Origin of the sequence: Trinickia dinghuensis (genome assembly GCF_003367175.1) — a bacterium.
GTDB classification, from domain to species: Bacteria; Pseudomonadota; Gammaproteobacteria; order Burkholderiales; family Burkholderiaceae; genus Trinickia; species Trinickia dinghuensis.
In genome coordinates this window covers 219146-240875 of the sequence record NZ_QRGA01000010.1, presented here as the reverse complement: position 1 = coordinate 240875, position 21730 = coordinate 219146, and the positions used below count along the sequence as shown (strand labels likewise).

Annotated in this window: 22 protein-coding genes; 16 read left to right on the top strand and 6 right to left on the bottom strand. The window is 57.9% G+C overall.

The window, feature by feature from the left end; all coding sequences use genetic code 11:
• Positions 1–143 precede the first annotated feature (143 nt).
• Together DWV00_RS19175 and DWV00_RS19170 are read left to right on the top strand one after the other, a co-directional pair.
• Positions 144–434, top strand: a complete 291-nt coding sequence (locus tag DWV00_RS19175; protein WP_115535169.1) for a nucleotidyltransferase family protein — start codon at positions 144–146, stop codon at positions 432–434.
• Positions 431–814 carry a HepT-like ribonuclease domain-containing protein gene (locus DWV00_RS19170; protein WP_115535168.1) on the top strand — a complete coding sequence of 128 codons (384 nt, stop codon included), beginning with the start codon at positions 431–433 and terminating at the stop codon, positions 812–814. Before DWV00_RS19175 ends, DWV00_RS19170 begins: the two co-directional genes overlap by 4 nt.
• Before the next feature lie 36 nt (positions 815–850).
• Here the strand turns inward: DWV00_RS19170 and DWV00_RS19165 are convergent, their stop codons facing one another.
• From DWV00_RS19165 to DWV00_RS33735, 5 genes are all read right to left on the bottom strand, one after another.
• Positions 851–2758 carry an AMP-binding protein gene (locus tag DWV00_RS19165; RefSeq protein ID WP_115535167.1) on the bottom strand — a complete coding sequence of 636 codons (1908 nt, stop codon included), beginning with the start codon at positions 2756–2758 and terminating at the stop codon, positions 851–853.
• A 79-nt stretch (positions 2759–2837) separates the two neighbouring features.
• Positions 2838–5405, bottom strand: a complete 2568-nt coding sequence (locus DWV00_RS19160) for an acyl-CoA dehydrogenase (protein WP_115535166.1) — start codon at positions 5403–5405, stop codon at positions 2838–2840.
• 46 nt (positions 5406–5451) lie between these two features.
• Positions 5452–6366: a TetR/AcrR family transcriptional regulator gene (locus tag DWV00_RS19155; RefSeq protein WP_115535165.1), complete on the bottom strand. Its 915-nt coding sequence runs from the start codon at positions 6364–6366 to the stop codon at positions 5452–5454.
• 307 nt (positions 6367–6673) lie between these two features.
• Positions 6674–7906 (bottom strand): MFS transporter, encoded by a 1233-nt coding sequence (locus DWV00_RS19150; protein ID WP_115535164.1) that lies wholly within the window; start codon positions 7904–7906, stop codon positions 6674–6676.
• A gap of 466 nt (positions 7907–8372) precedes the next feature.
• Complete coding sequence (locus DWV00_RS33735; protein WP_147297931.1) at positions 8373–8843, bottom strand: hypothetical protein; 471 nt, start codon at positions 8841–8843, stop codon at positions 8373–8375.
• Between the two features lie 345 nt (positions 8844–9188).
• On the opposite strand from DWV00_RS33735, the gene DWV00_RS33730 reads away from it, so the two are divergent.
• The 3 genes from DWV00_RS33730 (at position 9189) to DWV00_RS33720 (ending at position 11805) form a co-directional block, all read left to right on the top strand.
• Positions 9189–9746 (top strand): hypothetical protein, encoded by a 558-nt coding sequence (locus tag DWV00_RS33730; protein ID WP_147297930.1) that lies wholly within the window; start codon positions 9189–9191, stop codon positions 9744–9746.
• Positions 9747–9881: 135 nt separating this feature from the next.
• A complete protein-coding gene (locus DWV00_RS33725; protein ID WP_147297929.1) occupies positions 9882–10340 on the top strand; it encodes a hypothetical protein in 459 nt (152 codons plus the stop codon).
• A gap of 631 nt (positions 10341–10971) precedes the next feature.
• Positions 10972–11805, top strand: a complete 834-nt coding sequence (locus tag DWV00_RS33720) for a hypothetical protein (RefSeq protein WP_147297928.1) — start codon at positions 10972–10974, stop codon at positions 11803–11805.
• Between the two features lie 59 nt (positions 11806–11864).
• Here the strand turns inward: DWV00_RS33720 and DWV00_RS19130 are convergent, their stop codons facing one another.
• A complete protein-coding gene (locus DWV00_RS19130) occupies positions 11865–12611 on the bottom strand; it encodes a LuxR family transcriptional regulator (protein ID WP_115535160.1) in 747 nt (248 codons plus the stop codon).
• A 320-nt stretch (positions 12612–12931) separates the two neighbouring features.
• Here DWV00_RS19130 and DWV00_RS19125 point away from each other — a divergent pair, with 320 nt between their 5' ends.
• From DWV00_RS19125 to DWV00_RS19075, 11 genes are all read left to right on the top strand, one after another.
• The gene (locus DWV00_RS19125; RefSeq protein ID WP_181885523.1) at positions 12932–13558 is read left to right on the top strand and encodes a Pvc16 family protein; all 627 of its coding nucleotides are present in this window, start codon (positions 12932–12934) and stop codon (positions 13556–13558) included.
• A gap of 24 nt (positions 13559–13582) precedes the next feature.
• Positions 13583–15370, top strand: coding sequence for a phage tail sheath family protein (locus tag DWV00_RS19120; protein ID WP_115535158.1), 1788 nt, complete (start codon positions 13583–13585; stop codon positions 15368–15370).
• A 12-nt stretch (positions 15371–15382) separates the two neighbouring features.
• On the top strand, positions 15383–15829 hold the full coding sequence (locus DWV00_RS19115; RefSeq protein ID WP_115535157.1) for a phage tail protein: 447 nt from the start codon (positions 15383–15385) through the stop codon (positions 15827–15829).
• A gap of 23 nt (positions 15830–15852) precedes the next feature.
• Positions 15853–16242 carry a hypothetical protein gene (locus DWV00_RS19110; RefSeq protein ID WP_181885522.1) on the top strand — a complete coding sequence of 130 codons (390 nt, stop codon included), beginning with the start codon at positions 15853–15855 and terminating at the stop codon, positions 16240–16242.
• Positions 16152–16412, top strand: coding sequence for a DUF6760 family protein (locus DWV00_RS34985; protein ID WP_342766997.1), 261 nt, complete (start codon positions 16152–16154; stop codon positions 16410–16412). Before DWV00_RS19110 ends, DWV00_RS34985 begins: the two co-directional genes overlap by 91 nt.
• A gap of 85 nt (positions 16413–16497) precedes the next feature.
• The gene (locus DWV00_RS19105) at positions 16498–17034 is read left to right on the top strand and encodes a phage tail protein (RefSeq protein ID WP_115535156.1); all 537 of its coding nucleotides are present in this window, start codon (positions 16498–16500) and stop codon (positions 17032–17034) included.
• Positions 17035–18538: 1504 nt separating this feature from the next.
• Positions 18539–19168, top strand: coding sequence for a CIS tube protein (locus DWV00_RS19095; RefSeq protein WP_245964940.1), 630 nt, complete (start codon positions 18539–18541; stop codon positions 19166–19168).
• The gene (locus DWV00_RS19090; protein WP_115535154.1) at positions 19161–20216 is read left to right on the top strand and encodes a phage late control D family protein; all 1056 of its coding nucleotides are present in this window, start codon (positions 19161–19163) and stop codon (positions 20214–20216) included. Before DWV00_RS19095 ends, DWV00_RS19090 begins: the two co-directional genes overlap by 8 nt.
• A 44-nt stretch (positions 20217–20260) precedes the next feature.
• Positions 20261–20857 (top strand): phage baseplate assembly protein V, encoded by a 597-nt coding sequence (locus DWV00_RS19085; protein ID WP_147297927.1) that lies wholly within the window; start codon positions 20261–20263, stop codon positions 20855–20857.
• A gap of 15 nt (positions 20858–20872) precedes the next feature.
• Positions 20873–21262 (top strand): DUF4280 domain-containing protein, encoded by a 390-nt coding sequence (locus DWV00_RS19080; RefSeq protein WP_115535152.1) that lies wholly within the window; start codon positions 20873–20875, stop codon positions 21260–21262.
• Between the two features lie 48 nt (positions 21263–21310).
• The gene (locus DWV00_RS19075) at positions 21311–21727 is read left to right on the top strand and encodes a GPW/gp25 family protein (RefSeq protein ID WP_115535151.1); all 417 of its coding nucleotides are present in this window, start codon (positions 21311–21313) and stop codon (positions 21725–21727) included.
• Positions 21728–21730: the final 3 nt, after the last annotated feature.

The window sequence follows — 21730 nt, the reverse complement described above, 5'->3', positions numbered from 1 at the left end:
TGGAACGGTAGCATTTGAGATTGGCGTCGCCTTGGCCGTTTCCTGAAGCGGATTTCCTTTGAAACGTCGGGCAGGATCGCCACATTGGGAGTCGAGTAGCGGGATTTTGGTAAAGTCTCCCCGTAACCCAAAGGAGTGAAGCCATGAAGCCCTCTCTGGCCCTCGCGAGCCATCGGGAAGAAATCCGGAAAGTTGTTGCCTCGCATCGTGCGTGCAATGCAAGGGTGTTTGGATCGGTCGTCCACGGCGATGATTCCGACGGAAGTGACCTCGACATTTTGATCGACCCGACACCAGAAACGACTCTGTTTGACATCGGTGCGATCCGCCACGAACTGCTTCAGCTTCTTGGCGTATCCGTGGACGTGCTTACTCCGAACGCATTGCCGGAAAAATTCCGTGCGGTGGTCCTTTCGGAGGCCGTGCCTGTATGAGTCGTGACCAAGGGAGGTTGGCGGACTACCTCGACCATATTCTGGAAGCCATTCGGCGCATCGGTCGATACACCGCGAAAATGGACGAGGCGGCCTTCGTGGGTAACGATATGGTCCAGGATGCGGTGATTCGCAACATAGAGATCATCGGCGAGGCCAGCAACAATATCGAGAAGCACTATCCCGAGTTCGCCGCCAGCCACCCCGACTTGCCCTTGGCGTCCGCCTACCAGATGCGCAATGCGGTAGCCCACGGTTATTCGAAAGTCGACTTGCAGATCGTTTGGAGAACCGTCCAAAAGGATCTGCCTGGACTGTTCCAACAAGTCCAGGCACTGATCGACAGCCTTCCAGAACCCAACGAAATGCCGTCGGCGTGACGTTTGCGATCGTGGGCGTACAGCGGCTCTAACGAATCAACCAGCGGCTTTCGTAGCACCGGGGGCGATGCCTTTATGCCCCGCGGCCCCGCCACGCATCGCGCCGATTTTCGCCAACTCCTCATCCCGCAGCGCCCGCCGCAAAATCTTTCCGACGTTCGTCTGCGGCAGTTCATCGCGAAACTCGATCACCCTCGGCACCTTGTAGCCCGTCAAGTGCTTGCGGCAATGCTGAAGAATCTCTTCGCGCGTGAGCCCCGGCGCGCGCGGCACGATGAACACCTTCACGCGCTCCCCTTGCGCATCGTCGGGAATCCCGATAGCCGCCACCTCTCTCACGCCCGAATGCATCGCGATCACATCCTCGATCTCGCTCGGATAGACGTTGAAGCCCGATACGAGAATCATGTCCTTCTTGCGATCGATGAGCTTGATGAACCCGGCCGAGTCCATCATGCCGATATCGCCCGTCGAGAGCCATCCGTCGGCATCCAATACCTTCGCCGTTTCGTCGGGCCGCATCCAATACCCCTTCATGACTTGCGGGCCCTTCACGCATAACTCCCCGGCCTCGCCGATATCGGCCCAAGTACCGTCGTCCTTGCGGAAGCGCACCACGGTCGAGGGGGCGGGCAGGCCGACCGAGCCGTCGAATTCGCGCAGATGCTTCAGATCGACGGGACTCAGCGACACGATCGGCGAGCATTCGGTCAGCCCATAGCCTTCGACGATCGGCTTGCCCGTGACAGCCTTGAATCGATCGGCAACGGCACGCTGCGTCGCCATGCCGCCCGCCATCGCGAGCTTCAGATTGGAGAAGTCGCGTTGGCAGAACTCCTCGTTGTCGAGGAACGCCTTGTACAGCGTATTGATCGCGAGAATGCCCGTGAACGTCTGGCGGCGCAGCATCTGCATGACGCGCTTGATGTCGCGCGGATTGGCGATGAGAATGTTGCGCCCGCCCAGCCCGAGGAAAATCAATCCGTTAACCGTCAGCGAGAGGATGTGATAAAGCGGAAGCGGTGTGAGCACCGTCTCGATGTCGCCGCCCAACTGGCTTTCGGCCCACGCCTTCGCTTGCAGCAGATTGGCGACGATGTTGCGATGCGTGAGCATCGCGCCTTTGGCTACGCCCGTCGTGCCGCCCGTGTACTGCAGAAAGGCCAGGTCATCGTGCGAAAGGATCGTGGGGGTGAGCGGCGAGCGTGCGCCCAGCGAAAGCGCACGGCGCATCCGCACGGCATTGGGCAGGCGATAGGCCGGCACCATCTTCTGTACGTGCTTGACGACGAAGTTGAGCGCGCGCCCTTTGGCATTGAGCCCTTCGCCGAGTAGATCGCCGAGCGCGGTGACGACGATGTGCTCGATAGCCGTCTCCGGCAGCGCCTGCTCGAGCGTTTTCGCGAAGTTCTCGAAGACGACGATCGCTTTGGCGCCGCTGTCTTTCAGTTGATGCGCGAGCTCGCGCGGCGTATAGAGCGGATTGACGTTGACGACGACGGCCCCAGCCTTTAGGACACCAAACAACGAAACCGGGTACTGAAACGTATTCGGCAGCATGATGGCGACGCGATCGCCGCGCTTGATGCCGATGCGCTGCAGGTAGGCCGCGAACGCCTTCGCCTTGCGGGCGAGCGTGTCGTACGACATGTCGGTGCCGATGCTGACAAAAGCAGTTCGGCCGCGGAAGGTCGACGTGCATTCGTCGAAGAAGTGAACGACCGATTGATACTGCCCGACGTCGATTTCGTGCGGCACGTCGTGCGGATAGGAGGCGTACCAGATGCCGTCGGTGTTGGGCGCATGAATGGCATCCGGCGTGTTGGATACCTCGGGCAAATCGGGCGAAATAGGCGAATTCGGCGAACGACATATAGGAGGTGGCTCGCCGCTGATGACGCGAGATGTATCCGATGCAGCCTGCGGGACAAAGGGTTGATCCATGTTGTTCTCTCCCTGGGTTGTCATCGCCGCGGCGTTCGAGACGTGGTGCCGCCGCGGCCATCAATGTCGACCGTATCGGTCAATGCCGATCGACGTTGGCTGAAAGATCGGCGGACGTTGCGTTTCCCGCCGGTCGTGCGTCTTCGCCCCCGGGCGGCAGCGCGTTGCCGAGGCCACCGTCGTCCGGGCGGGCCTCCGACCGATCGAAGTCGGCCGGAAAGTCGTCGACGCTGATCAAGGCGGCGCCGTCGCGCGCGTATCGAACCAGAAGATCGCGTTCGCGAAGGTCGATCCAGCCGCGTTCTTGAGCAATATGCGCCCAGCGCGGCAGCTCTGCCAGACTTTGGGGCATCGGGCGAGCGCGGTCCGCGCGCACGGCCTCATGCAGCTTCGCCTCGATTTCCGCCACTTGCTGACACAACTCGAGCAGGCGCTCGCCGCAGGCGATCGGATCGCTTGAATCGGCCTGTCCCGGAACGTAGGAATCGGCGAGCAGTCGCTCGCGCGCACCGCACGGCGTTTGGAGCAGCAGCGCGATCGTGCTGACTAGCCCGTCGGACGGCGGACGGTGACGGCGCACGCCGAGCGGAAAGGCGAGCGCGCGAATGACCGCCCCCGCGAATCGATTCGGATAATTCGCGAAGAGCCCCTCGAACGCGTGCTCGGCGGCGAGCAATGCATCTTTGACGCCCCATCGAACGAACGGCAGATCCTCGGGGTGGGCGCCTTCGTCCTCGAAGCGCTTGAGCGTGGCCGACATCAGCACGAGTTGCGAAAGCACGTCGCCCAAGCGCGCGGAGAGTCGTTCTCTTCGTTTGAGCGCGCCGCCTAGCAGCAGCATCGACACATCGGCCACGAAAGCGAACGCGATGCAGAGGCGCGTGACGGCGCGATAGTAATTCGCCAACACCGGGCTCGCCCCGCCGGGCTTTCTCAGAAACATACCGCACGTCATGCCATGGACAAAGCTGCGCAACGCGTTCGATGCGAGAAACGCGGCATGGCGGAAGAACGCATGATCGAACGCGATCAAGGCTCGCACGTCGTCGTCATCGCGAGCGGCCGTCATTTCCTTGAGCAGATACGGATGGCACCGGATTGACCCTTGCCCGAAGATGATCAGCGAGCGCGTGAGGATGTTCGCGCCTTCGACCGTGATCGAGATCGGCACCTGCTGATAGGCGCGCCCGAGAAAATTCGACGGCCCGAGGCAGATGCCCTTGCCGCCGGCGATGTCCATTGCATCGTTGACGACATGGCGCGCGCGCTCCGTCACGTGATATTTGGCGATCGCCGACAGCACAGCCGGTTTCTCTCCGAGATCGACGGCTTGTGCGCAAAGGCGCCGCATGGCATCCATGACGTAGAGATTCCCGCCCATACGGCCGAGCGCTTCGTGGATGCCTTCGAATTTCCCGATCGGCGTCTTGAACTGGCGGCGCAGCGCGGCATAGGCGCTCGTCCCGCGCACGGCGAGCTTCGCCGTGCCGACACCGGCCGACGGCAACGAAATCGCTCGGCCGGCCGCGAGGCATTCCATCAGCATGCGCCAGCCGTTGCCGACTTGAGCGGGGCCGCCGATTACCCAATCGATGGGAATGAAGACGTCTTTGCCCGAGTTCGGACCGTTTTGGAAGACAGCGTTCAGCGGCCAATGACGGCGGCCGATCGACACACCCGGGTGCGAGGTGGGAATCAGCGCGCAGGTGATGCCGGGTTCGTCGTCGCTGCCGAGCAGGTGATCGGGGTCCCGCACGCGAAACGCGAGACCGAGCACGGTTGCGATTGGACCCAGCGTGATGTAGCGCTTGTCCCACGTTACGCGAAACCCCAATGTCTCGCGGCCTTCATAAGCGCCTCTGCAGACCATACCGACATCGGGAATCGCGGCCGCATCCGAACCGGCGTACGGGCTCGTCAGCGCAAAACATGGGATTTCCTCGCCGCGCGCGAGACGCGGCAAGTAATGCGCTTTCTGCGCCTCGGTACCGTAGTGGAGCAGCAACTCGGCGGGGCCGAGCGAGTTCGGCACCATGACCGATACCGTGGCCGCCGAGCAGCGTGACGCAAGCTTCATGACCACTTGCGAATGTGCGTAGGCGCTGAACCCTTTGCCGCCGTGCTCCTTGTCGATGATCATGCCGAGAAAGCCCTGGCGCTTGATGTACTGCCAGGCTTGCGGCGAGAGATCTTGCCAACGCGCGGTCGTTTCCCAGTCGTCGGTCAGATCGGCGAGGCCCGCGCACTCGTTATCGACGAACGCGCGCTCCTCATCCGACAGTACGGGCGGTCCATGCTCGAGCAACGTGTCCCAGTTGGGGCGTCCCTTGAAGAGTTCGGCGTCCCACCAGACGGTGCCCGCTTCGATCGCGTCGCGCTCGGTCGGCGACATATCGGGCAACGCGCGCCGAAAGAGGGTGAGGATGCGCTTGCTGACGAGCACGCGCCGGAGCGGCGTAATGGCGACGATCAACGCCGGCACGACGAGTACTAAGCCGAGCGCGATGCAGCCGGCCCAGCCCGCGGCGCCGGTCAGTGCGACGAAAGCGAACCAAACGCAAATGACGGCGAGCCACCATAGCGCGGCGGCTTCGAAGAAGATCAAGATTGCGCCCGCGACGGCGAGCGCCACGACGAGCCAGGCCATGACTGTTCCTCCGGCGGCGCGCGAGCGCGCCGTCCGTCGTTAGCCGTTAGAGGGGGGCGCCCCAGCCTGCGGGGCGCGAACCTTCTTGATGTTGCGCAGGAGGCGAGCCACCTCCCGGCAACGCGGAGGTGGGCATGAGCGGCGTCGATTCGTGTTCGTCGGTTTTGTCGACATCGCTGCTGTCGTGGCCGTCGCCCTTATGCGCCGGCGCGTCGAGCGGCCCGCATGCGCTGATGCCGGCTGCGACATCGCAGCTATCGCCCGCATCGCCGAGCACCGCTGCGAAGGCGGCGAGCTGGCTCCCATCGGGCAGCGGCGCCTTGAGCGCCGCGACCATGAGCGAAGCGAGCCGCGCGATCAGATGCAGATCGCTGATCGCCTGACCCTTGGAGAATTCGGCGATGAGGTTGTCGGTATCGGCTCCGGCGAGCACGCCCGAGAGCGCGCCGATCGCGAAGTGCAGGCGCCATCCGAGTTCTTCGCGCGGCAGATGCGGCAGTGCACGCTGAAATGCATCGAAGAACCGCTCGGCTACGTCCGCGTAGTGCCCGTTCAGAAAATCGTGAATGAAGGCGGACGGATCCGTATAGGCACGGCCAAGCAAGCGCAGGAAAGCGGGGCCGCCTGCGCGCGTGTCGCGCGATAGACGCAGCGCCGGGATGAACATGGCGCCGAGCACATGCTCGCAGGTCAGGCGATCGCCGAGTTGAGCGTTGAAACGTTCGAGCAACTTCAACCGCTCGACGTTGAGCTTGTCGAGGCGGCGCGACAGCATCGCGTGAATCAGGGCTTCCTTGCTGCCGAAGTGGTAGTTGACGGCTGCGAGATTGACGTCGGCGCGCGATGTGATCTGGCGCAGCGACATCGCCTCGTAGCCGCATTCGATGAAGATGTCCTCGGCCGCGTCCAGAATGCGAGCCTTGGTGTCGCCGGTGCCCCGGCTTGTTGTACGAACTGCCATGTGCGCCTCCCATGCTGGTTGCCCAGCCGCGAACAAGCGATTCAAGTTATTGATTGAAATTTTGTTATTTTTAGCACGATAAAAACGCAGAGAAATTGCGGCAAGCGTTGTTTATCGACGGACTCCTCTAGAGGGAGTCCAGGCGCTGCTTCGCGCTGCGGTGCAGCACGTGTCGACCGGAGTTGGTGCTTCAGCACTTACTCCGGTCCCATGCAGAGCTAGATAGAGTAGTGTGGGAGTTGAGAAGAAGAAAGGCGCGGAATCGGTTTCTTCAGCGCCTTTCTTCGTTGTTGCTTGTAGGGCGGGTTCAGGCTGTGGAAGACGCGCCCACCTGTTCCGCGGAACGTGTCATGTCGATGCCGCGTCGCTCCGGACCGAACAGAATCAACACGGCGATGACGACCGCGGCGACCCCCGCGACGACGGCCATCGCGAAGGCATAGTTATTGCCGTTACTGACGGCCACGGACGCTTGCATCGTCGCGTTCACAGAGGCGATGAGGTTGCCGAGCTGATAGACCAGGCCCGGGAACGTCGCGCGTACTTCATCGGGCGAGATCTCGTTCAGGTGCACGGGGATGACACCCCAGGCGCCTTGCACGGAGATTTGCATCAGGAACGCGCCGACTGCGAGCATGACGGCCCCGCTCGAGTAGGCCCACAAGGGCAGCACTGGCAAGGCGATCAATGCGGCGATACAGATCGCGCGGCGGCGGCCGATCTTCTCCGACAGCGAGCCGAAGAACAGGCCACCTACGATCGCACCAATATTCAGCACGATGGCGATCAGCGACACCGTATGCGGATCGAAGTGATGCTGTTCGCGCAGGAACGTCGGATAGAGATCCTGCGTGCCGTGCGAGAAGAAGTTGAACGCCGTCATCAGAATGATCGAGTACAGCGCGAGCGTCCAATTCTTGCCGATCGAGGCGAGCAGGCCGACACGATTGTGCTGCTTCTTCTCCATCGCCTTCCAGGCCGGGGATTCCTGCACGTTGCCGCGGATGTAGAGCACGAGCAGCGCTGGGACCACGCCGACGAAGAACATGCCGCGCCAGCCGATGTACGGGTAGAGCACGCCGAAGACGATCGATGCGATCAGATAGCCGCTGGGGTAGCCCGCCTGCAGGAGGCCGGAAACGATGCCGCGCGACTTCGCCGGAATCGTCTCCATCGTCAGCGCGGACCCGACGCCCCATTCGCCGCCCATGGCGATGCCGAAGAGCGCACGCAGGACGAGGAGGGTGGCCAGGTTTGGCGAGAAGCCGGAGAGGAGCTCGAGCAGGGAGTAGATGGCGACGTTGACCATCAGGGTGGGGCGACGGCCGAATCTATCGGCGAAACGGCCGAAGATGATCGCGCCGATGGGGCGCATGGCCAGGGTGATCGTGATTGCGAAGGCGACTTCCGGGATCTTTGTGTGGAATTCGCTGGCGATGTCCTTGAGTACGAACACCATCAGGAAGAAGTCGAAGGCGTCGAGCGTCCAGCCTAGGTACGCCGCGATCGTGACGTTTCGCTGTTCTTTCGTCCAAGTCATTTGTTGGTTCTCCTTCTGGCTCCAGATCTTGTGCGCTGGTTGTCGGCCCACACGCGCGCTTGGGGTGCAAGGCGGCGGAAATCCCCGTGGGTACGGTGAAGTGTACGCGGTCTGTAAGCGGATGCAGGGTTGGGGATGCGGCTTATACGGGCTAACCCCTAGGATTAGCGTCTGCGAGCGTTGCGCCTCTTTGTTTGTTATATTTTTGAAAGATATAGGGTGACCTTTGCGTATCGGCTGTGGGCGGTGGAAATACGGGCGATGAGGCGCCTCTTGCGATTTGCTTCGCACGTTCAAAAGACCTGCCCTACGTCTATCGGTGATTGCGGCGAAACCAACGAAGCAGAGGAAGCGAGAGGACAAACGAACTGAAAGTTTGGACGAAAACTTACACGCGCTGGGTCAGTTAGAGCGCTAGCGCTGGCCCAGCCACTGTCAATTGCATTAACGAATTAGTGGCGTCGAACTAAGCTTTAATGAAATGCGTGAATACGTCATCTTCCGTCTGCGCGACGACATAGTCATGCTGTCCCCAATTGACGCGTCTGATGTATTCGGAGTTGCCACTGTGCTTGTCACCGGGTTGCAGTTGAAAAACGCGGTCGTTATCGACGGTCACATAGCGAAACATGAAGTGTTGTCTTTCGTCTTGTGGGACATTCGTCCACGCTGAACTTAACTTCATCGAAGATGGCCGGATTGCAATAGATGGCCCCTTCCATGTCTTCACTTGATCCCATCGAAGGTAGACATCGAGGCCTAATGATGCAACGTATTTGCCACCGACTCCCGTATTTATAAATTTGAACAAATCCTTCTTTTGTGAAATCAGCTTCATGGTTTGAGCGCTGTCGTTGCCAAGCACCGATGCGAGATCATTGGACAAATACGTGCCGTTTTCTGCCTGAATAAAAAAACCAGATGGCAATGAACTCATGATCACTCCTTTGTCAGGTGGTGTGTGTGACGCTGATAGCTTTAAGCGAAAGCTTTCAATATAAAGTGCATCCGATTCGTCTCGTTGTGATGATGAGATGGTAGTAGAAAAGTAACTTGTTTGTTGATTTTTATTTCGTTTTTAATGTGAAATCTGTGATTTTTTCAATATTTGAAAATAATAAGTACTTGGATGATTTCAAGTGACATTAAAAGATAAACTTTATCGAAGGAAGGGTTTTGGAGGCGTGAGACTGCAGGGGTGTGTAGTTGCGATTGAATTTCGATCGAAGAATAATGATCTCAATCTTGTTGGAGCGCGTGAAACTAACCGAATGGGGGCATCATGAGTGCTTTGGACAGTTTTGATCTCGCAACGCAATTTTTCGTAAATTTAAAGTCGAATACTTCTAGTGCTGTAACAATGAGAATGCGTGCTGGTAATTTTACAAATGGTAATCCTGGCGCCACCCCGTTTACAGTTGGATTATTTGATTTTTCGGGAAAACTCAAGCCGTTGGACTTTACCAGTGATTTTGGTAGCTTCGGGGACAGTGCCCCCGCATTTTATGTTCCGTCGGGAACTCAATTGGCGAATATAAAAATTATGGGGAGCTCGATTCCTTCAGTTAATTTGGATTATTCCATGCTGGTTACTCCGGCCAGTGGCTCGTCTTCTGTTAATTTGATTATGGGATTTTATGTTTGGTCGAGTGATGGTGTGACCGATCAAACTTCGGGTGGGTTTACAGTAGATCTTTTTGGTTATGATTGGAGCGCTGGTGCGACAAGTAGCTGCGTCGTTCAGATTAGTAATTCGTCTGACGATGATTGTCTGCAAACAATTAGCAAGTCGAGTAATTCTCAGGGAGTGTTTTTGCCTTGGGGGAAGACCAATAAATAATAGCTGTGCGGACGATATGGTATTTATAAGTACGCATTTGATTATTTTGAGCCGAAGATCGGCGGATGTTTCGTGGTCCGTCGATTTCCCGCTCGAATCGAGTGATCGCGATCGATTCTGTGAGGGTGTAGCTATATGTTGCCTTATTCAAAATCGGCTCTATGTGCGCTTCTCATCGACGAGGCGGCGGATGTTGCAGTCGAAATACATACGATCGGTGCCGCCTGGGCGCTCAATCCGTGTCCTGGTGGCAGAGATTTTGGTTATTCTAGCATTGAGGGTGAAAAAAATTCACCGGATTTTGGATTTTCTATTTCACCGTTGATAATGAGCCGGTCGACGTTAACGGTTAATGGATTTTCGATGTCCGGGAGGAGTCATGGGCCGGAGCAACGCGGTAGATTGTTGATGTCGCTGCATATTTGGGCTACATCAAATATATCCAGATTGACGCTCGCAACGGACAAATCGGCGACTGCCCTATTTTGCTTTGGTGGATCTGATCAACTCTTGACACAAGAGCCTGCGCAGTTCTTAGTAAAACCGTGGGAAAACGGAGCAGGTGGCACCCCCTTTGATTGGCCTAGTGCCTAATCGGCTGCTGTTTGGGAGAAAACTCGTGATGACTGGGCATAGTCCATGGCACTCAGTTTCGGACATTAGGCACCCAATAGATGGGGGGGGCGGCCGGATTGATTCACCATGTGACGCGCCGACCCACGTGAGCGAGCATATCTCTGCAACGGATGAAACGGGGAACAGCTCGGTGAAAGATTCTGCCGCTATCCGCAAGGCCGTCACCGAAGGCGAACCTAGCCTCCCTCTTTTCTTTGTCCATCCGATCGAACTGACGTTTTATAACCTGAAGTCGAATAGCGAGGCTCACGTTTGGCTTCAACCGGAGGGCGGCACGAGGTGGGGCAACGGCGAGCCCACGAGCAAACTGGTGGGTGTCTCTCTGTCGGCGTCGCCGCGAGGTTCGCCACTCCCCTTGAACTCATTTCTGATCAACTACCGCAACGTCTCCCTCGTCACGAACGCGCTATGTTCGGAAATCCGGGCTCGGCTTTACGTTCATACACTTGACCGTAGCTTTTCCGGGCAAGTGGACCTACCGCCTGGCGCAAGTCTGACGATCGAGTCGCCAAGGGATCGGACGACCCTAGCGGAACGCGGCATCAGTTCCTACACACTGAAGCTCAGGTGACTACTCTAGGGTGGCCTAATGGCGCTGATTCCCGTAGTTCTTGAATTCTCTGGAGTCGCTAAGGATTCCAGCCTAAGCCTCACGCTGGCGACGGAGGGTGCGAAGTGGTCTATCGGCAACGCGGAAGCGTGTAAAAGCGAGGGTTTCTCGTACAACGGCTTTTTGCTAGGTGAAACCCGGCCGTCTTGCCTTGCGAGCATTGAACTCACTGATTCCGTTATCGGAATACGCACGAGCCTCAGTGCAAGCGCTACCTCTTTCACACTGACGCTTTTCATGGACGTGCAGCAGGAAGTCGAATCAGTGCAGGGGTATTGCACGCTCAACGCTGGAGCTAACGTAACTTGCAGCTTGGGATACGGTGTCGAGGCCGAATGGGGTAGCGGCCGATTCAGTTCTATCGTCCGGCCCCTACCGAACGATGCGAGACGCGTCCGATTCAATATTCAGCGCGCACCTGTTGGCGTAGCGATAACGATCCACTTGATGGCGGATCCATCCCAAGGCGATGCGTATTGGTGCTTCGACGTCGGCGCCGCCGATGCCTCGGGACTGATCTTGCGAGCCGCAAAAGGACTACCCTTGCCATTGAAAACATGCTCGATTACCGACCGTCAGATCGTCGTGATCCCCGGCGGGAACCAAAAGATAGCGAGCGATATGTTCATAGAGGCCTACTTGCGGAGGACGATCGCGTCTTCGCAAGCAAGGTCGACCGCGGATCCTCCTTCGAAAAAGCTGACGCGCTTTTATCTGCGAGCCACGTGCGATCCGAGCACCGTCGTCGTGGCGCAAGTCGGCGTTCAGCCGCCGCAGTACCTTGCGGCTTCCTACAGTTGCTTCGACTTTTAATGCAAGTTAGCTCTGCCAGTCCGGTAACGCTTCGTCGCGTCTAGGCCCGTTCCATCATGTCAAATCAACCCATAAGCCGTCGCCCGTGCGACCGCCTGATAGCGGTTGTGCGCGTCAAGCTTCCACATGATCCTGCGCACGTAGTAGACGACGCCATGCTCCGATATGCCTAGTATCTTGGCGATTGCCCAATTCGACTTGTGATGGGCGATCCAGTGCAGGCATTCGATCTCCCGGTGTGTCAACGGCGCCTTGGGTGAGTGAGGGGTCTTCGAGACCATCCTGCTCATCGCATCATGGAGATACATGGCGGTCAAGCCGGCATCGCCGAGCGCTGCGGCGATCGTATCTTCATCATCGCGTTCGGTTCGCATAAACAAGCCGAGTGCCGCAGCGTCCCCATTTCTCGAGTGAACTGGAAGGATGATTCCCTTACCGACTCCGTGCTCACACGCAGTCTTATAAAAATTGTCGTGATCCGATGCGCCGAACTGTGATTCATTCCACAGAATCGGTATCACACGGAAGTGCGCCGCCTGTGCGATGGGATCGGGGTTAGAGCCGTCGAAATCTGCGTATTTTTCACGCCAGGCAGTGGGGAGATTGGATAGTGTTCGCCGAACACATGAATTGTCGTCGACAGAGAAAGTGCCGACATAGTGATAGAAATCGAATCGCATTAGCTTTGTTATATGTTCGAGTTCGTCGACTAGGCGCGCTTCGGTATCATGGTTGATTAGCCCGAGTATTACTTGTCGGGTCGTTGACTGGCACAGGGCGAGCGCGGACGGTAACGAATCACTCATGGTGAATTCCTCCTTGTGTAAAGCACATTCGCCGAAGCCTCAGGTGGGCGATGACAAGCGCATCGTACGCGATGTTTCGGGGTGTGCATCGCATTGCGAATGTGGTTACGATTCGGTTGATCAAATATTGATAATTCGATCGTTATGTCGGGGTAAGGGACGCCGTGCGTGCGGCGCGTTCAAGTACAAGCATTTGTACTGCGCAATCGGCAACGATGCAACTCATAATTAACCGACAGACGACGATGAGAAATCGAAGATGCGATGAGAAAAATCGTGGCGATGTGTCACGTAAGCGATTACCAATAATTGAGATTGATATGGGTACACTCATTGTTGAGCCCCCCGGCGTCATCCCGCGCGTGAGCAAGGCGCTGAGTGCGCTCATCGCCGCGGAAATCGGGATGGGTCAATTCTCGGATTGGTCGATTACATTTGAATCACCGGCAGAGCTTGATGGAAGTGGCGGCCCGAGGTTGTCTTTGTATCTCTATCTCATCAAGCCCAATGCGGCGATGCGAAATTTGGCAGGCGTCGTTGAACAGTCGGATCGGAGTTCAGGAGGGGGCGGAATCCAAGCGCAGATAGTGCCGCCGCCAAGCGTTGTCGATCTCCATTACATGATCGTGCCGTACTCCCATTCCGCTGAACTGGAACTAGAAATCTCGGATTGCTTGATTCGTGCACTCGATCGATGTGGAGTGATTCCTGAAAAGTATCTCGACGACGGGTTGAAGAAGGCAGGAAATACCGATATGCGGATAGCGCCCGAATCCGCGACGATTCATACATTGCGCGATCTGTGGTCCTGCTTTCCTCAAAAAATGTTTCGGTTGACAAGGCTGTATTCGGTTTGCCCAGTTCGAGTTCCCGCAGGCGTGCCGGCCGATACCACGCTCGTGCGGGAGGTAAGAATCAATTCGCCCTTGGACTCTGATCGCCTATAGCGAGATTTCAACCAGGAGAAAGACGTGGTTACAAAGACAACGCCTGGGGTTTACGTCGTTGAACAACCCACCCCGGCCGCGATAACCAGCGCGCCGGCGTGGACCCCCGCATTTCTCGGGCAGACTGAAGCCAGCGTCGCGGGTGGCTCGGTGGAGAGCCCAGTGGGGGTTCCCACGTTAGTGACGAGCTGGAACGATTTCCAAGCGAAATTCGGCCTTCCGGTATGGCGCAGCTTCTTGCCATGGGTGGTCTCGACGTATTTTAAGGAGGGAGGTGGCCCATGCTATGTGGTTAATCTTCCAAACGACGGAGGTGCGTCCCCGGCAGCTGCCTCAAATCCGTTCAGCATTCCGCCTACAGGCACTCCAGTCGGGACCATCACCTTCAAGGCTGCTTCTCCAGGGCGATGGGGTAATCTATTATGGATCTCCGTCGAGTTGAATGATTCGACAATTAGTATAAAAGTATTGATTCAGGGCGGGGATGTGGACACCACCAAGGGAGATGGAGGTGGTAGTGCGTATACTGTAAGTAAGATAGACAAAAAGATAATTAAAAATTTTATAAATTACAATTCGATAGGTGCGGAGGAAAAGCCGCCAAATAAATACACAGGAACGGATAAGCTATATGTATTGGAATTTTTTTCTGGCTTGTCGTCATCTGTTTCGGAATTTACCCGGAGAATAAATCTCTCGTCCTCATTTATTCGTGTTGCCGTTTCTTCTGTTGATCCTAAAAACCCTGTCTCATCCTTGACGCTTGATGAACAATGCTTCGCTTTGGGAGGGGGGCTCGTCACGGCGGGGGGGAATGGTGGGGCTACGCAAGGATCTGATCCAAAGCTGGCCTACGACGACGCGTTGGCGGCATTGGCGAAAATTCAAGGAATAAGTTTAATCTCTATTCCAGATGCTTCGATAATGATGGCGAACGATCACTCTAGCGGAAAATTTAGTGATTCGGGCAATGAGGCAAAGCAAGAAACGTCAGAGTTGACGACCATCAATGCCGTTCTTGCACAATGCGCGACGAGCAAATGGTTCTGCGTTGTCGATCCGCCGGCAACCGAAAGCGCCGGCACGATAGCGGCCTCCGCCAATGCTTTAAGTTTTAAGAATGGCGGCGCCCCCGCTAACGGCGGTAATCCCTTGACCTCGGATTTCGGTGCAATTTACTGGCCGAACCTGCGCGTCGCGAGTCCGTCCGGCGGAGGCAAAGTGTTTTCTATACCACCCTCCGGAGCGGTCCTTGCCCGATATGTAACGACCGCTCTCAACGTGGGCGTCCATCAAGCCGCAGCTGGAGTGCGCTACGGAGGCCTTTCAACGATAGCGTCGTTGGATGTGGAGAGGCCGATCGTTGATTCCGACCAGGACGTCATTTACCCCTCCGGCATCAACGTAATCCGCAACCGTGTGAACTACGGCATGACGATCTGGGGTGCACGGACACTGTCGCTCGATCCGTCATGGACGTACGTGCCCGTCCGGCTTCTTTTCAATCAGATCGAGGTGAGCCTCGTCAACGGCCTCCAATGGGTGCCGTTCCTGCCTAACAACGAAACGCTCTGGCACGCAGTCACGCGTGACGTCACTGCATTCCTTTACGAGTATTGGAAAGCCGGTGCCTTGTTCGGAAACACACAAAACGACGCTTTTCGAGTGACGTGCGATGAAACCAACAACACGCCCGAAACGATTGCCGAGGGCTACCTTTACGTGCGGGTAGAGATCGCGCCGGTGCGGCCCGCTGAGTTCGTCATCATCGAGATCTCGCAAAAAATGGCGAACGCAAACGTTGGTGCCTAACGGAGAAACGCCATGCCCATCGGACTACCGAGTAGCTCCAACCCCTTCCTTGGCTTCTGGTTCTCCGTAACGATTCCCAATGTCACGACGCTCGCGTTCGCGGAAGCAGCCTTATCCGATATCTCCGTTAGCACGACCAACTACCGAGAGGGAACTGACGACCTGGGAGTTCGAACACTTTCCGGTCTCGTGTCCTACGGAAATGTAACGCTCAGCAAGGGTTTGACGAGTTCACTCGAGTTGTACCAGTGGGTTAACTCAGTTGGCGATAGAGGCGGAGCGAACGTGCGCCGAAACATCTCGATTGCACTGACTGACGGGAAGAAGACGCTCGCCAACTGGAATTTGATCGATGCCATGCCCGTCGGATACCAGACCAGCGCGATGAACGCGGCAAACACGGAAGTCGTGATCGAAACGCTAGTGCTCAGCATCGGCAGGATGGAGCGTACCGTTTGACGCCTCATACGTCGGAGAAAGACATGAACCCCATTCGTACGGAATTCCCCTTCAAACTGCCGATTGGTCTGGTGCACGACGACGGCACATTGCTTCGTGAGGGCGTGATGCGCCTATCGACGGCAGCCGATGAAATCGCAACGCTTGGCGATCTTAGGGTGAAAACCAATTCTGCCTACTGGGTGGTCGTCAAACTCTCGCGCGTCATCACCCGCCTCGGTCATCTCGATGGCATTTCGCCTTTCGATGTAGAGCGGATGTACTCCGCTGATATCGACTATCTAGTCCGACTCCACGACGAGATCAACCAGATCGCGGATGAATCCGTGGCCGGTTCAGCCATCGGCGAAACGGAGAGCGTCCCGGGAAACATCGAAGCGTCGCCGTCCCGCGTGAGCTCTATCAAGAGATAGCGTTCATTGCCTACCATTTCCACTGGTCGTACGCAGACATCGTCGAAATGGAACACGTGGAGCGGCGGCGCTGGTGTAACGAGATAAGCGCGATCAACGAAAAGATGAATGGCGACACGGGCAGGGCGGCAAACGTGGGAGCACCGATCGACTTGAGGCAATTGGTCTAATCGGGATGGATTCTGCGCGGTCGGCGACGAGCAGGCCAATAGGGTAGCTACGAGACGATCTGTTTCACGTACGAGGGAGCGAGCGATGAGTAATCTCCCGCCTATCGGCGGCGATCTCGCCACATATGGCGTAAAGCGCTTCACCGGCTTGAGCATCGATCCGTTCAAGACGCACCGGTTCGTGCTTGACGTTCAGGGCATATTCGTCGGCGGCTTTATGATGATCAAAGGCATCGGCTCGAAGACGGCGGTCGAAACAATCCGCGAAGGCGGGGCCAATGGCGTCGAATATAAGCTGCCCGGACAGGTCACGTTCCCTGACCTCGAGATGACCTCCGGTTTAACGTACACGGACCCGATGTGGCTGTGGTACCGCTCCACGATGTACGGCAAGCCGCTGCGGAAGAACGGCACGGTCTATTTGATGGACGATCTCGGGGTGCCGGTCGCATGGTGGCATCTGTTCAACGCCTGGCCGACGGAGTGGGAAGGGCCGAGCTTCGACGCGTCGCAGACACTCGTCGCCGTTCAGCGTTTCACTCTCGCATACGAACGGATCGCGAAAGGCTTGGCGAGTAGTGTGGTCGGCGGTGGCGCGTCGGTGATCGAGGGGATGCTGTGATGAGAGGATGGCGCCTAGCATCCCTGTTGCGGTGGGCGCATGAGAAGCGGCGCCTTCAAGTTCGGCTCAGCCGGCGCAGTGTGCTCGAACGTAGATTGACGTCCTATCTGTGGCGGCCGTGCTGGCAGGGTCTGCGTTTCGTGTTTCTTCGGTATCTCTCGATGGATGCGAAGAAGGACGCGCAGCGGCTCGGGACGAATCGGATTGGGTCTCGGGCTCCTGCTTCTGACCAACGCATCAATCCGTACCTCGATCCCTCTTGGAGGCCGGTAGCGCGCGACGTGCGTCGCGGTTCGGATGGACTGTTTCATCGGCTCACATCAACGGCTTCGACATCGATAAGCATGCAACGTCGAAGCGTAGCGTCAATTGCGGCGCGGGCGCGGGAGCACTACCGCGAGCGCTCGGGGCACCCACGGTTGCGATCGTCGATCGCTACGGCAAGCTCGAGGTCGCAACATCGAAGCAACAAGTCAATCGCGGTATTGGTGCTGGCCGACCGCCTCGTGCGTTCGACGCGCCCATTGACGCGTTCGTTCTCCGATATGGCGATCTTAAGTGCACAACCTCGAAAAGCCGATGGAGCCGCGCGAATCTCCCGTCGTTGGTACGACAACGCTCCGAGGCCGCCGATGCCCGCGCAATCGTTTAGTGCGGAGGCTTCTCGCGTCCGGCATGCGCTCTGGAACCCAAGGTTTACGCGCAAGTCAGTCGCCCATCACGATGGACTCGGATTTGTGGACTCCACGAAGATGATCGTGCCGATGCCTAAGACGATGCTGCGTGTTCGCTCAGCTTTGCCGAGCGTCGTCGCCGGCTCCAATGAGCGCGCACCCTCGATGCGTGCTGCGCGCCACCCCGAGCCAGGGAAAGCGGCAAGCGTTGGAAACCGCACCACGTATGCAATATCACCCGCGAAGTTGCCGCTGCTGCGTGGATCTCAACGTGGCCAAGCGAACGTCAAGCCGTTCCGGCGGGCTTTTTCAATGCAGACACGATCTTCAATCCGCACGTCAAAGCAAGACATGGTGTCGGCGGATCTGATTCCAGTCGCGAGGGCGCGAGATGCTACCGCCTGGACTCAACCGGTGCGGTATCGCACAGGCGATCTGCGGCTGCAGTACCGCATTCCGTCGCCGCCTGATCGAGGCGACGCAAGACGCGAGACGATTAGCCACACGCACCAACCCATACCCAGCAGCTTGCGCTACCCCGATGCTCGACCCACCGCAAGCGTTGCGCCGGCGCACGAAAGCGACAATCGACTGGAACAAGCGGTCCAACCGCTCGTTCTAGCCTCCCTCGCCTCGGAGCAAGCGATATCCGCAATCGAAGGAAGGCTCCACCGCGCATACGAACGTCGCCGCGCGCTCGAGCGCTATCGCGCCGGAGGTGATGACTAATGTGGGATTCGTTGAAAGATGCCGCAAGGAATCACTACTCCCAGACGAAAGATTGGCTCCTGCCAAATCAGCCGGGACCTGTCCAGAAGGCGTGCATCGTCGTGGACGAGACGCAAGAACGAATCGAAGTGATGTACAACCCGACGACGCTGAAGTTCGCGCATGCGGTGTCGTTGAAAGAATGTGGACAAACGACCCAAGCCGACCGGGTCGACTTCGAGGATGTTGTCGTGCAGTTGTTTTTCGACACGTTCGAAGCTCAAACGGACGTTCGTAACAAGACCGACCGGATCGTCAAACTAACGAAATTCACGGAGGGTCCAGGGCACAGAAAGATGCCGCCGCTGGTTCACTTAGTGTGGGGCTCCCCGCTCTTCACGGGCATTGTCACCAAGGTCGATGTGACCTACACGATGTTCCTCCCAGACGGCCGCCCCGTGCGGGCCACCGTCGAAGTGATCTTCAAGGCGGAGCCGACGGAACTCGAGCGGGACAGGAACCAGGGCCTTCCGAACTGTCGGCAACTTTGGACCGTGGCGGAAGGCGACAGACTCTATTTGATCGCTCAGCAAGCCTACGGCGACAGCACGCTCTGGCCAATGATCGCCCAAGCAAACAACATCCGCGACGTTCTCGCGTTTCCCGCGCCGGCACTCATCGGCCAGGTGCTCGCTATTCCGGACATTCACAACGAAACGTTCGAGCCCAAACCCGGGGAGACCTATGAGTGAGCCGTCGTTGAAAGGCGCTGCGTACAGCTTGGTCCGCAATCATAAGGCCATCGGCTTGGACGTCGAGTCCATCCGTGTCACGCACGAAGTGTCGACGCCGACCATGTTCGAATTCGTCGTGCCTGTGCAGTCGATTCGCAATCCGTGGTCCGCCATGCAACTCGAGAACATGAGGCCCGGCGATGAGATCAGCATTGCACTTGGCCGCGGCTCAGTGAAACCGATGGTGACAGGAGACGTCACCCTGCTTTGGCCGCAAGTCAATGCCGATCCCGGCCAGAGATCGAAAATTACCGTAGCGGGTTTCGATCGTATGGAAAGGCTGCGGTTCGGCGCGCATACGCGAACCTTCGTCGAATACTCGGACTTGAGCATCATGAGGGAGGTCGCACGCACCGCGGGCCTGTCGAACGTGCGTATGCAAGGCCGCCCCGGCAAGCCACTTCCCTACGTGTTGCAGAACGACGAGTCCGATTACGACTTTCTCATCCGGCGCTGTGCCGAGTGCGACTACGAAATGCTGATGCAGGACACGACACTGGTCTTTCGCCCATCGGCCCAGGGGTTGGGCGAGATCAAGGCGCTTCAATACTACAAGGACTTCGATCGGGTCAGTCTCAAGCTGTCCGTGCCGAGACGCGGTTCGAGCGTCACCGTAACCGGTTACGACCTGCGCTCGGGAGAGAAATTCGAGGGCCGCGCGAATGGCTCGGCGGGGCAGCAAAGGATCGCCGGGAGCACAACAGGCTACGCCGCTGCCGGGAGTGTGCTGCCTCAATCGCCAATCGGGTTTTCCCGGCCGGACATCACGGATCGGGATGCCGCCCAAGACTACGCCGAGGCGCAATATGCACGCGGCACCAGTGCGTTCATCACTGGAACGGTCGGCCTTTTCCGGGGAGACGAGACGTTGACTGCCGGCACCAACGTCGAACTGCTCGGGCTGGGGGGCGATTTCGATGGTCTCTACTACATTTCCAAGAGCACGCACCTCTATGAGCAGGGGGCTTACCAAACCGAATTGGAAGTACGGAGAAACGGCATATGAAACAACTTCATCAGATCTGGAAACCGAGCGGCGACGAATACGGCATGGCGCTCGCGACTGTGATCGATACGGACGACCAGGATGGCTTGGGCCGCATCAAAGTCGAATATCTGCTCAAGCTGGACGGAGAGGGAAAACGCATACAGTCCGATTGGCTTCAATTCGTGAGTCCGTTCGCAGGGGAAGGGTACGGCATGTTCTTTCTGCCGGAGAGGGGCGCGCGTGCGTTAGTCGCCTATTCCGGCAGCAATCCGGCGCGCGCGTACGTCGTCGGCTTTTTGTGGGACGGTGAGAAGACGCCGCCCGTCGAGAGGGAAAGCCGCGCGAATGTGCGCGTAATCAGGACCAAGCAAGGAAAGCAGATCGAGATCGACGATTCGGAAAATGGGAAGATCGAGATACGCGATGACAAGGACAATCTATTCAGGATCAACACCTCCGACGGCACGGTCGAAATAGCGTGCAGTGGAGGCGTTTCGATCAACGTCAAGGACGGTAAGGCGAGCGTCGCCGTCACTCGCGAAGGAAGCTTATCCATCGACGCACCCGGCGGGCTGAAGTTTACCGGCGCCAACATCTCTCTCAAGGCGGACACCCGCATCACGCTGAGCGCACCGGAGCTGTCATATGAATCAGTTTGACCTCGGGAGCGTGAGATGCCTCTGCAAGTGACCACCGAGGCGAGCATCGTTTGCTCGTTCGGTTCGGAACCATCGGAGTTGACGGTGGTGCCGCAAGTCAGATTGGCGGCCGAGGGCCGATTGACGGCCACCGTCATGGATTGCGTTCCGCTCGAAAACATTCTGCCCTTCGGCGAGTGCTCGTCACTGGCGAACCCCGAGGTCGCGTCCGCCACGGCTGCGGCGGACGGCGCGCTGACCCCGCAGCCGTGCGTGCCCGCGGTGATCGGCCCATGGGAGCCCGGCGAGCCGCGCGTGCGCATCAACGGTCAGCCGGCGCTGATTGAAGGCAGCGTGTGCCGGTGCGCGTGGCTGGGCGTCGTTTCGATCGACATGCCCGGTACTTCGCACACCGAAGTTAAGTGAGGCGCGCGCCGGCGCGCGAATCGAAAGCCCCTTGTCGGGAGAGGAACGATGCTGATCAACAACGACTTTCTCGGGCGCGGATTTTCATTTCCGCTCAAGGTTGTGAAGGACTATCAGCGTAGCCGTTCGACGCTGGAGTGGGCCAACGAGCAGGAGGATATCCGCCAGGCGGTCTGGATCATACTCGCCACCGCTCCTGGCGAGCGCGTGATGAATCCCACCTTCGGCTGCCGCCTGCAAGAGCTGGTGTTTGCCGAAAGGAACGCGGCAACGCGGGCGCTGGCCGAGCGCTATGTACGGCAGTCGCTGGCAGAACTGGAGCCGCGCATCGATATCGATCAGGTGGCGGTGACGTATGACGGGGCGAACGGAGGCGGAATGCAGGTGTCGATCGACTATACGGTGACATCGACCAATCGGCCGGACAACATCGTGTTTCCGTTCACGCCTTTCACCTCCAGGTGAGGA

What these genes read in the sequence shown, in the direction of transcription:
- DWV00_RS19175 (WP_115535169.1), top strand. Translation starts at nt 144, where the DNA reads ATGAAGCCCTCTCTGGCCCTCGCGAGCCATCGGGAAGAAATCCGGAAA.
- DWV00_RS19170 (WP_115535168.1), top strand. Translation starts at nt 431, where the DNA reads ATGAGTCGTGACCAAGGGAGGTTGGCGGACTACCTCGACCATATTCTG.
- DWV00_RS19165 (WP_115535167.1), bottom strand. Translation starts at nt 2,758, where the DNA reads ATGGATCAACCCTTTGTCCCGCAGGCTGCATCGGATACATCTCGCGTC.
- DWV00_RS19160 (WP_115535166.1), bottom strand. Translation starts at nt 5,405, where the DNA reads ATGGCCTGGCTCGTCGTGGCGCTCGCCGTCGCGGGCGCAATCTTGATC.
- DWV00_RS19155 (WP_115535165.1), bottom strand. Translation starts at nt 6,366, where the DNA reads ATGGCAGTTCGTACAACAAGCCGGGGCACCGGCGACACCAAGGCTCGC.
- DWV00_RS19150 (WP_115535164.1), bottom strand. Translation starts at nt 7,906, where the DNA reads ATGACTTGGACGAAAGAACAGCGAAACGTCACGATCGCGGCGTACCTA.
- DWV00_RS33735 (WP_147297931.1), bottom strand. Translation starts at nt 8,843, where the DNA reads ATGAGTTCATTGCCATCTGGTTTTTTTATTCAGGCAGAAAACGGCACG.
- DWV00_RS33730 (WP_147297930.1), top strand. Translation starts at nt 9,189, where the DNA reads ATGAGTGCTTTGGACAGTTTTGATCTCGCAACGCAATTTTTCGTAAAT.
- DWV00_RS33725 (WP_147297929.1), top strand. Translation starts at nt 9,882, where the DNA reads ATGTTGCCTTATTCAAAATCGGCTCTATGTGCGCTTCTCATCGACGAG.
- DWV00_RS33720 (WP_147297928.1), top strand. Translation starts at nt 10,972, where the DNA reads ATGGCGCTGATTCCCGTAGTTCTTGAATTCTCTGGAGTCGCTAAGGAT.
- DWV00_RS19130 (WP_115535160.1), bottom strand. Translation starts at nt 12,611, where the DNA reads ATGAGTGATTCGTTACCGTCCGCGCTCGCCCTGTGCCAGTCAACGACC.
- DWV00_RS19125 (WP_181885523.1), top strand. Translation starts at nt 12,932, where the DNA reads ATGGGTACACTCATTGTTGAGCCCCCCGGCGTCATCCCGCGCGTGAGC.
- DWV00_RS19115 (WP_115535157.1), top strand. Translation starts at nt 15,383, where the DNA reads ATGCCCATCGGACTACCGAGTAGCTCCAACCCCTTCCTTGGCTTCTGG.
- DWV00_RS19110 (WP_181885522.1), top strand. Translation starts at nt 15,853, where the DNA reads ATGAACCCCATTCGTACGGAATTCCCCTTCAAACTGCCGATTGGTCTG.
- DWV00_RS19105 (WP_115535156.1), top strand. Translation starts at nt 16,498, where the DNA reads ATGAGTAATCTCCCGCCTATCGGCGGCGATCTCGCCACATATGGCGTA.
- DWV00_RS19090 (WP_115535154.1), top strand. Translation starts at nt 19,161, where the DNA reads ATGAGTGAGCCGTCGTTGAAAGGCGCTGCGTACAGCTTGGTCCGCAAT.
- DWV00_RS19085 (WP_147297927.1), top strand. Translation starts at nt 20,261, where the DNA reads ATGGCGCTCGCGACTGTGATCGATACGGACGACCAGGATGGCTTGGGC.
- DWV00_RS19080 (WP_115535152.1), top strand. Translation starts at nt 20,873, where the DNA reads ATGCCTCTGCAAGTGACCACCGAGGCGAGCATCGTTTGCTCGTTCGGT.
- DWV00_RS19075 (WP_115535151.1), top strand. Translation starts at nt 21,311, where the DNA reads ATGCTGATCAACAACGACTTTCTCGGGCGCGGATTTTCATTTCCGCTC.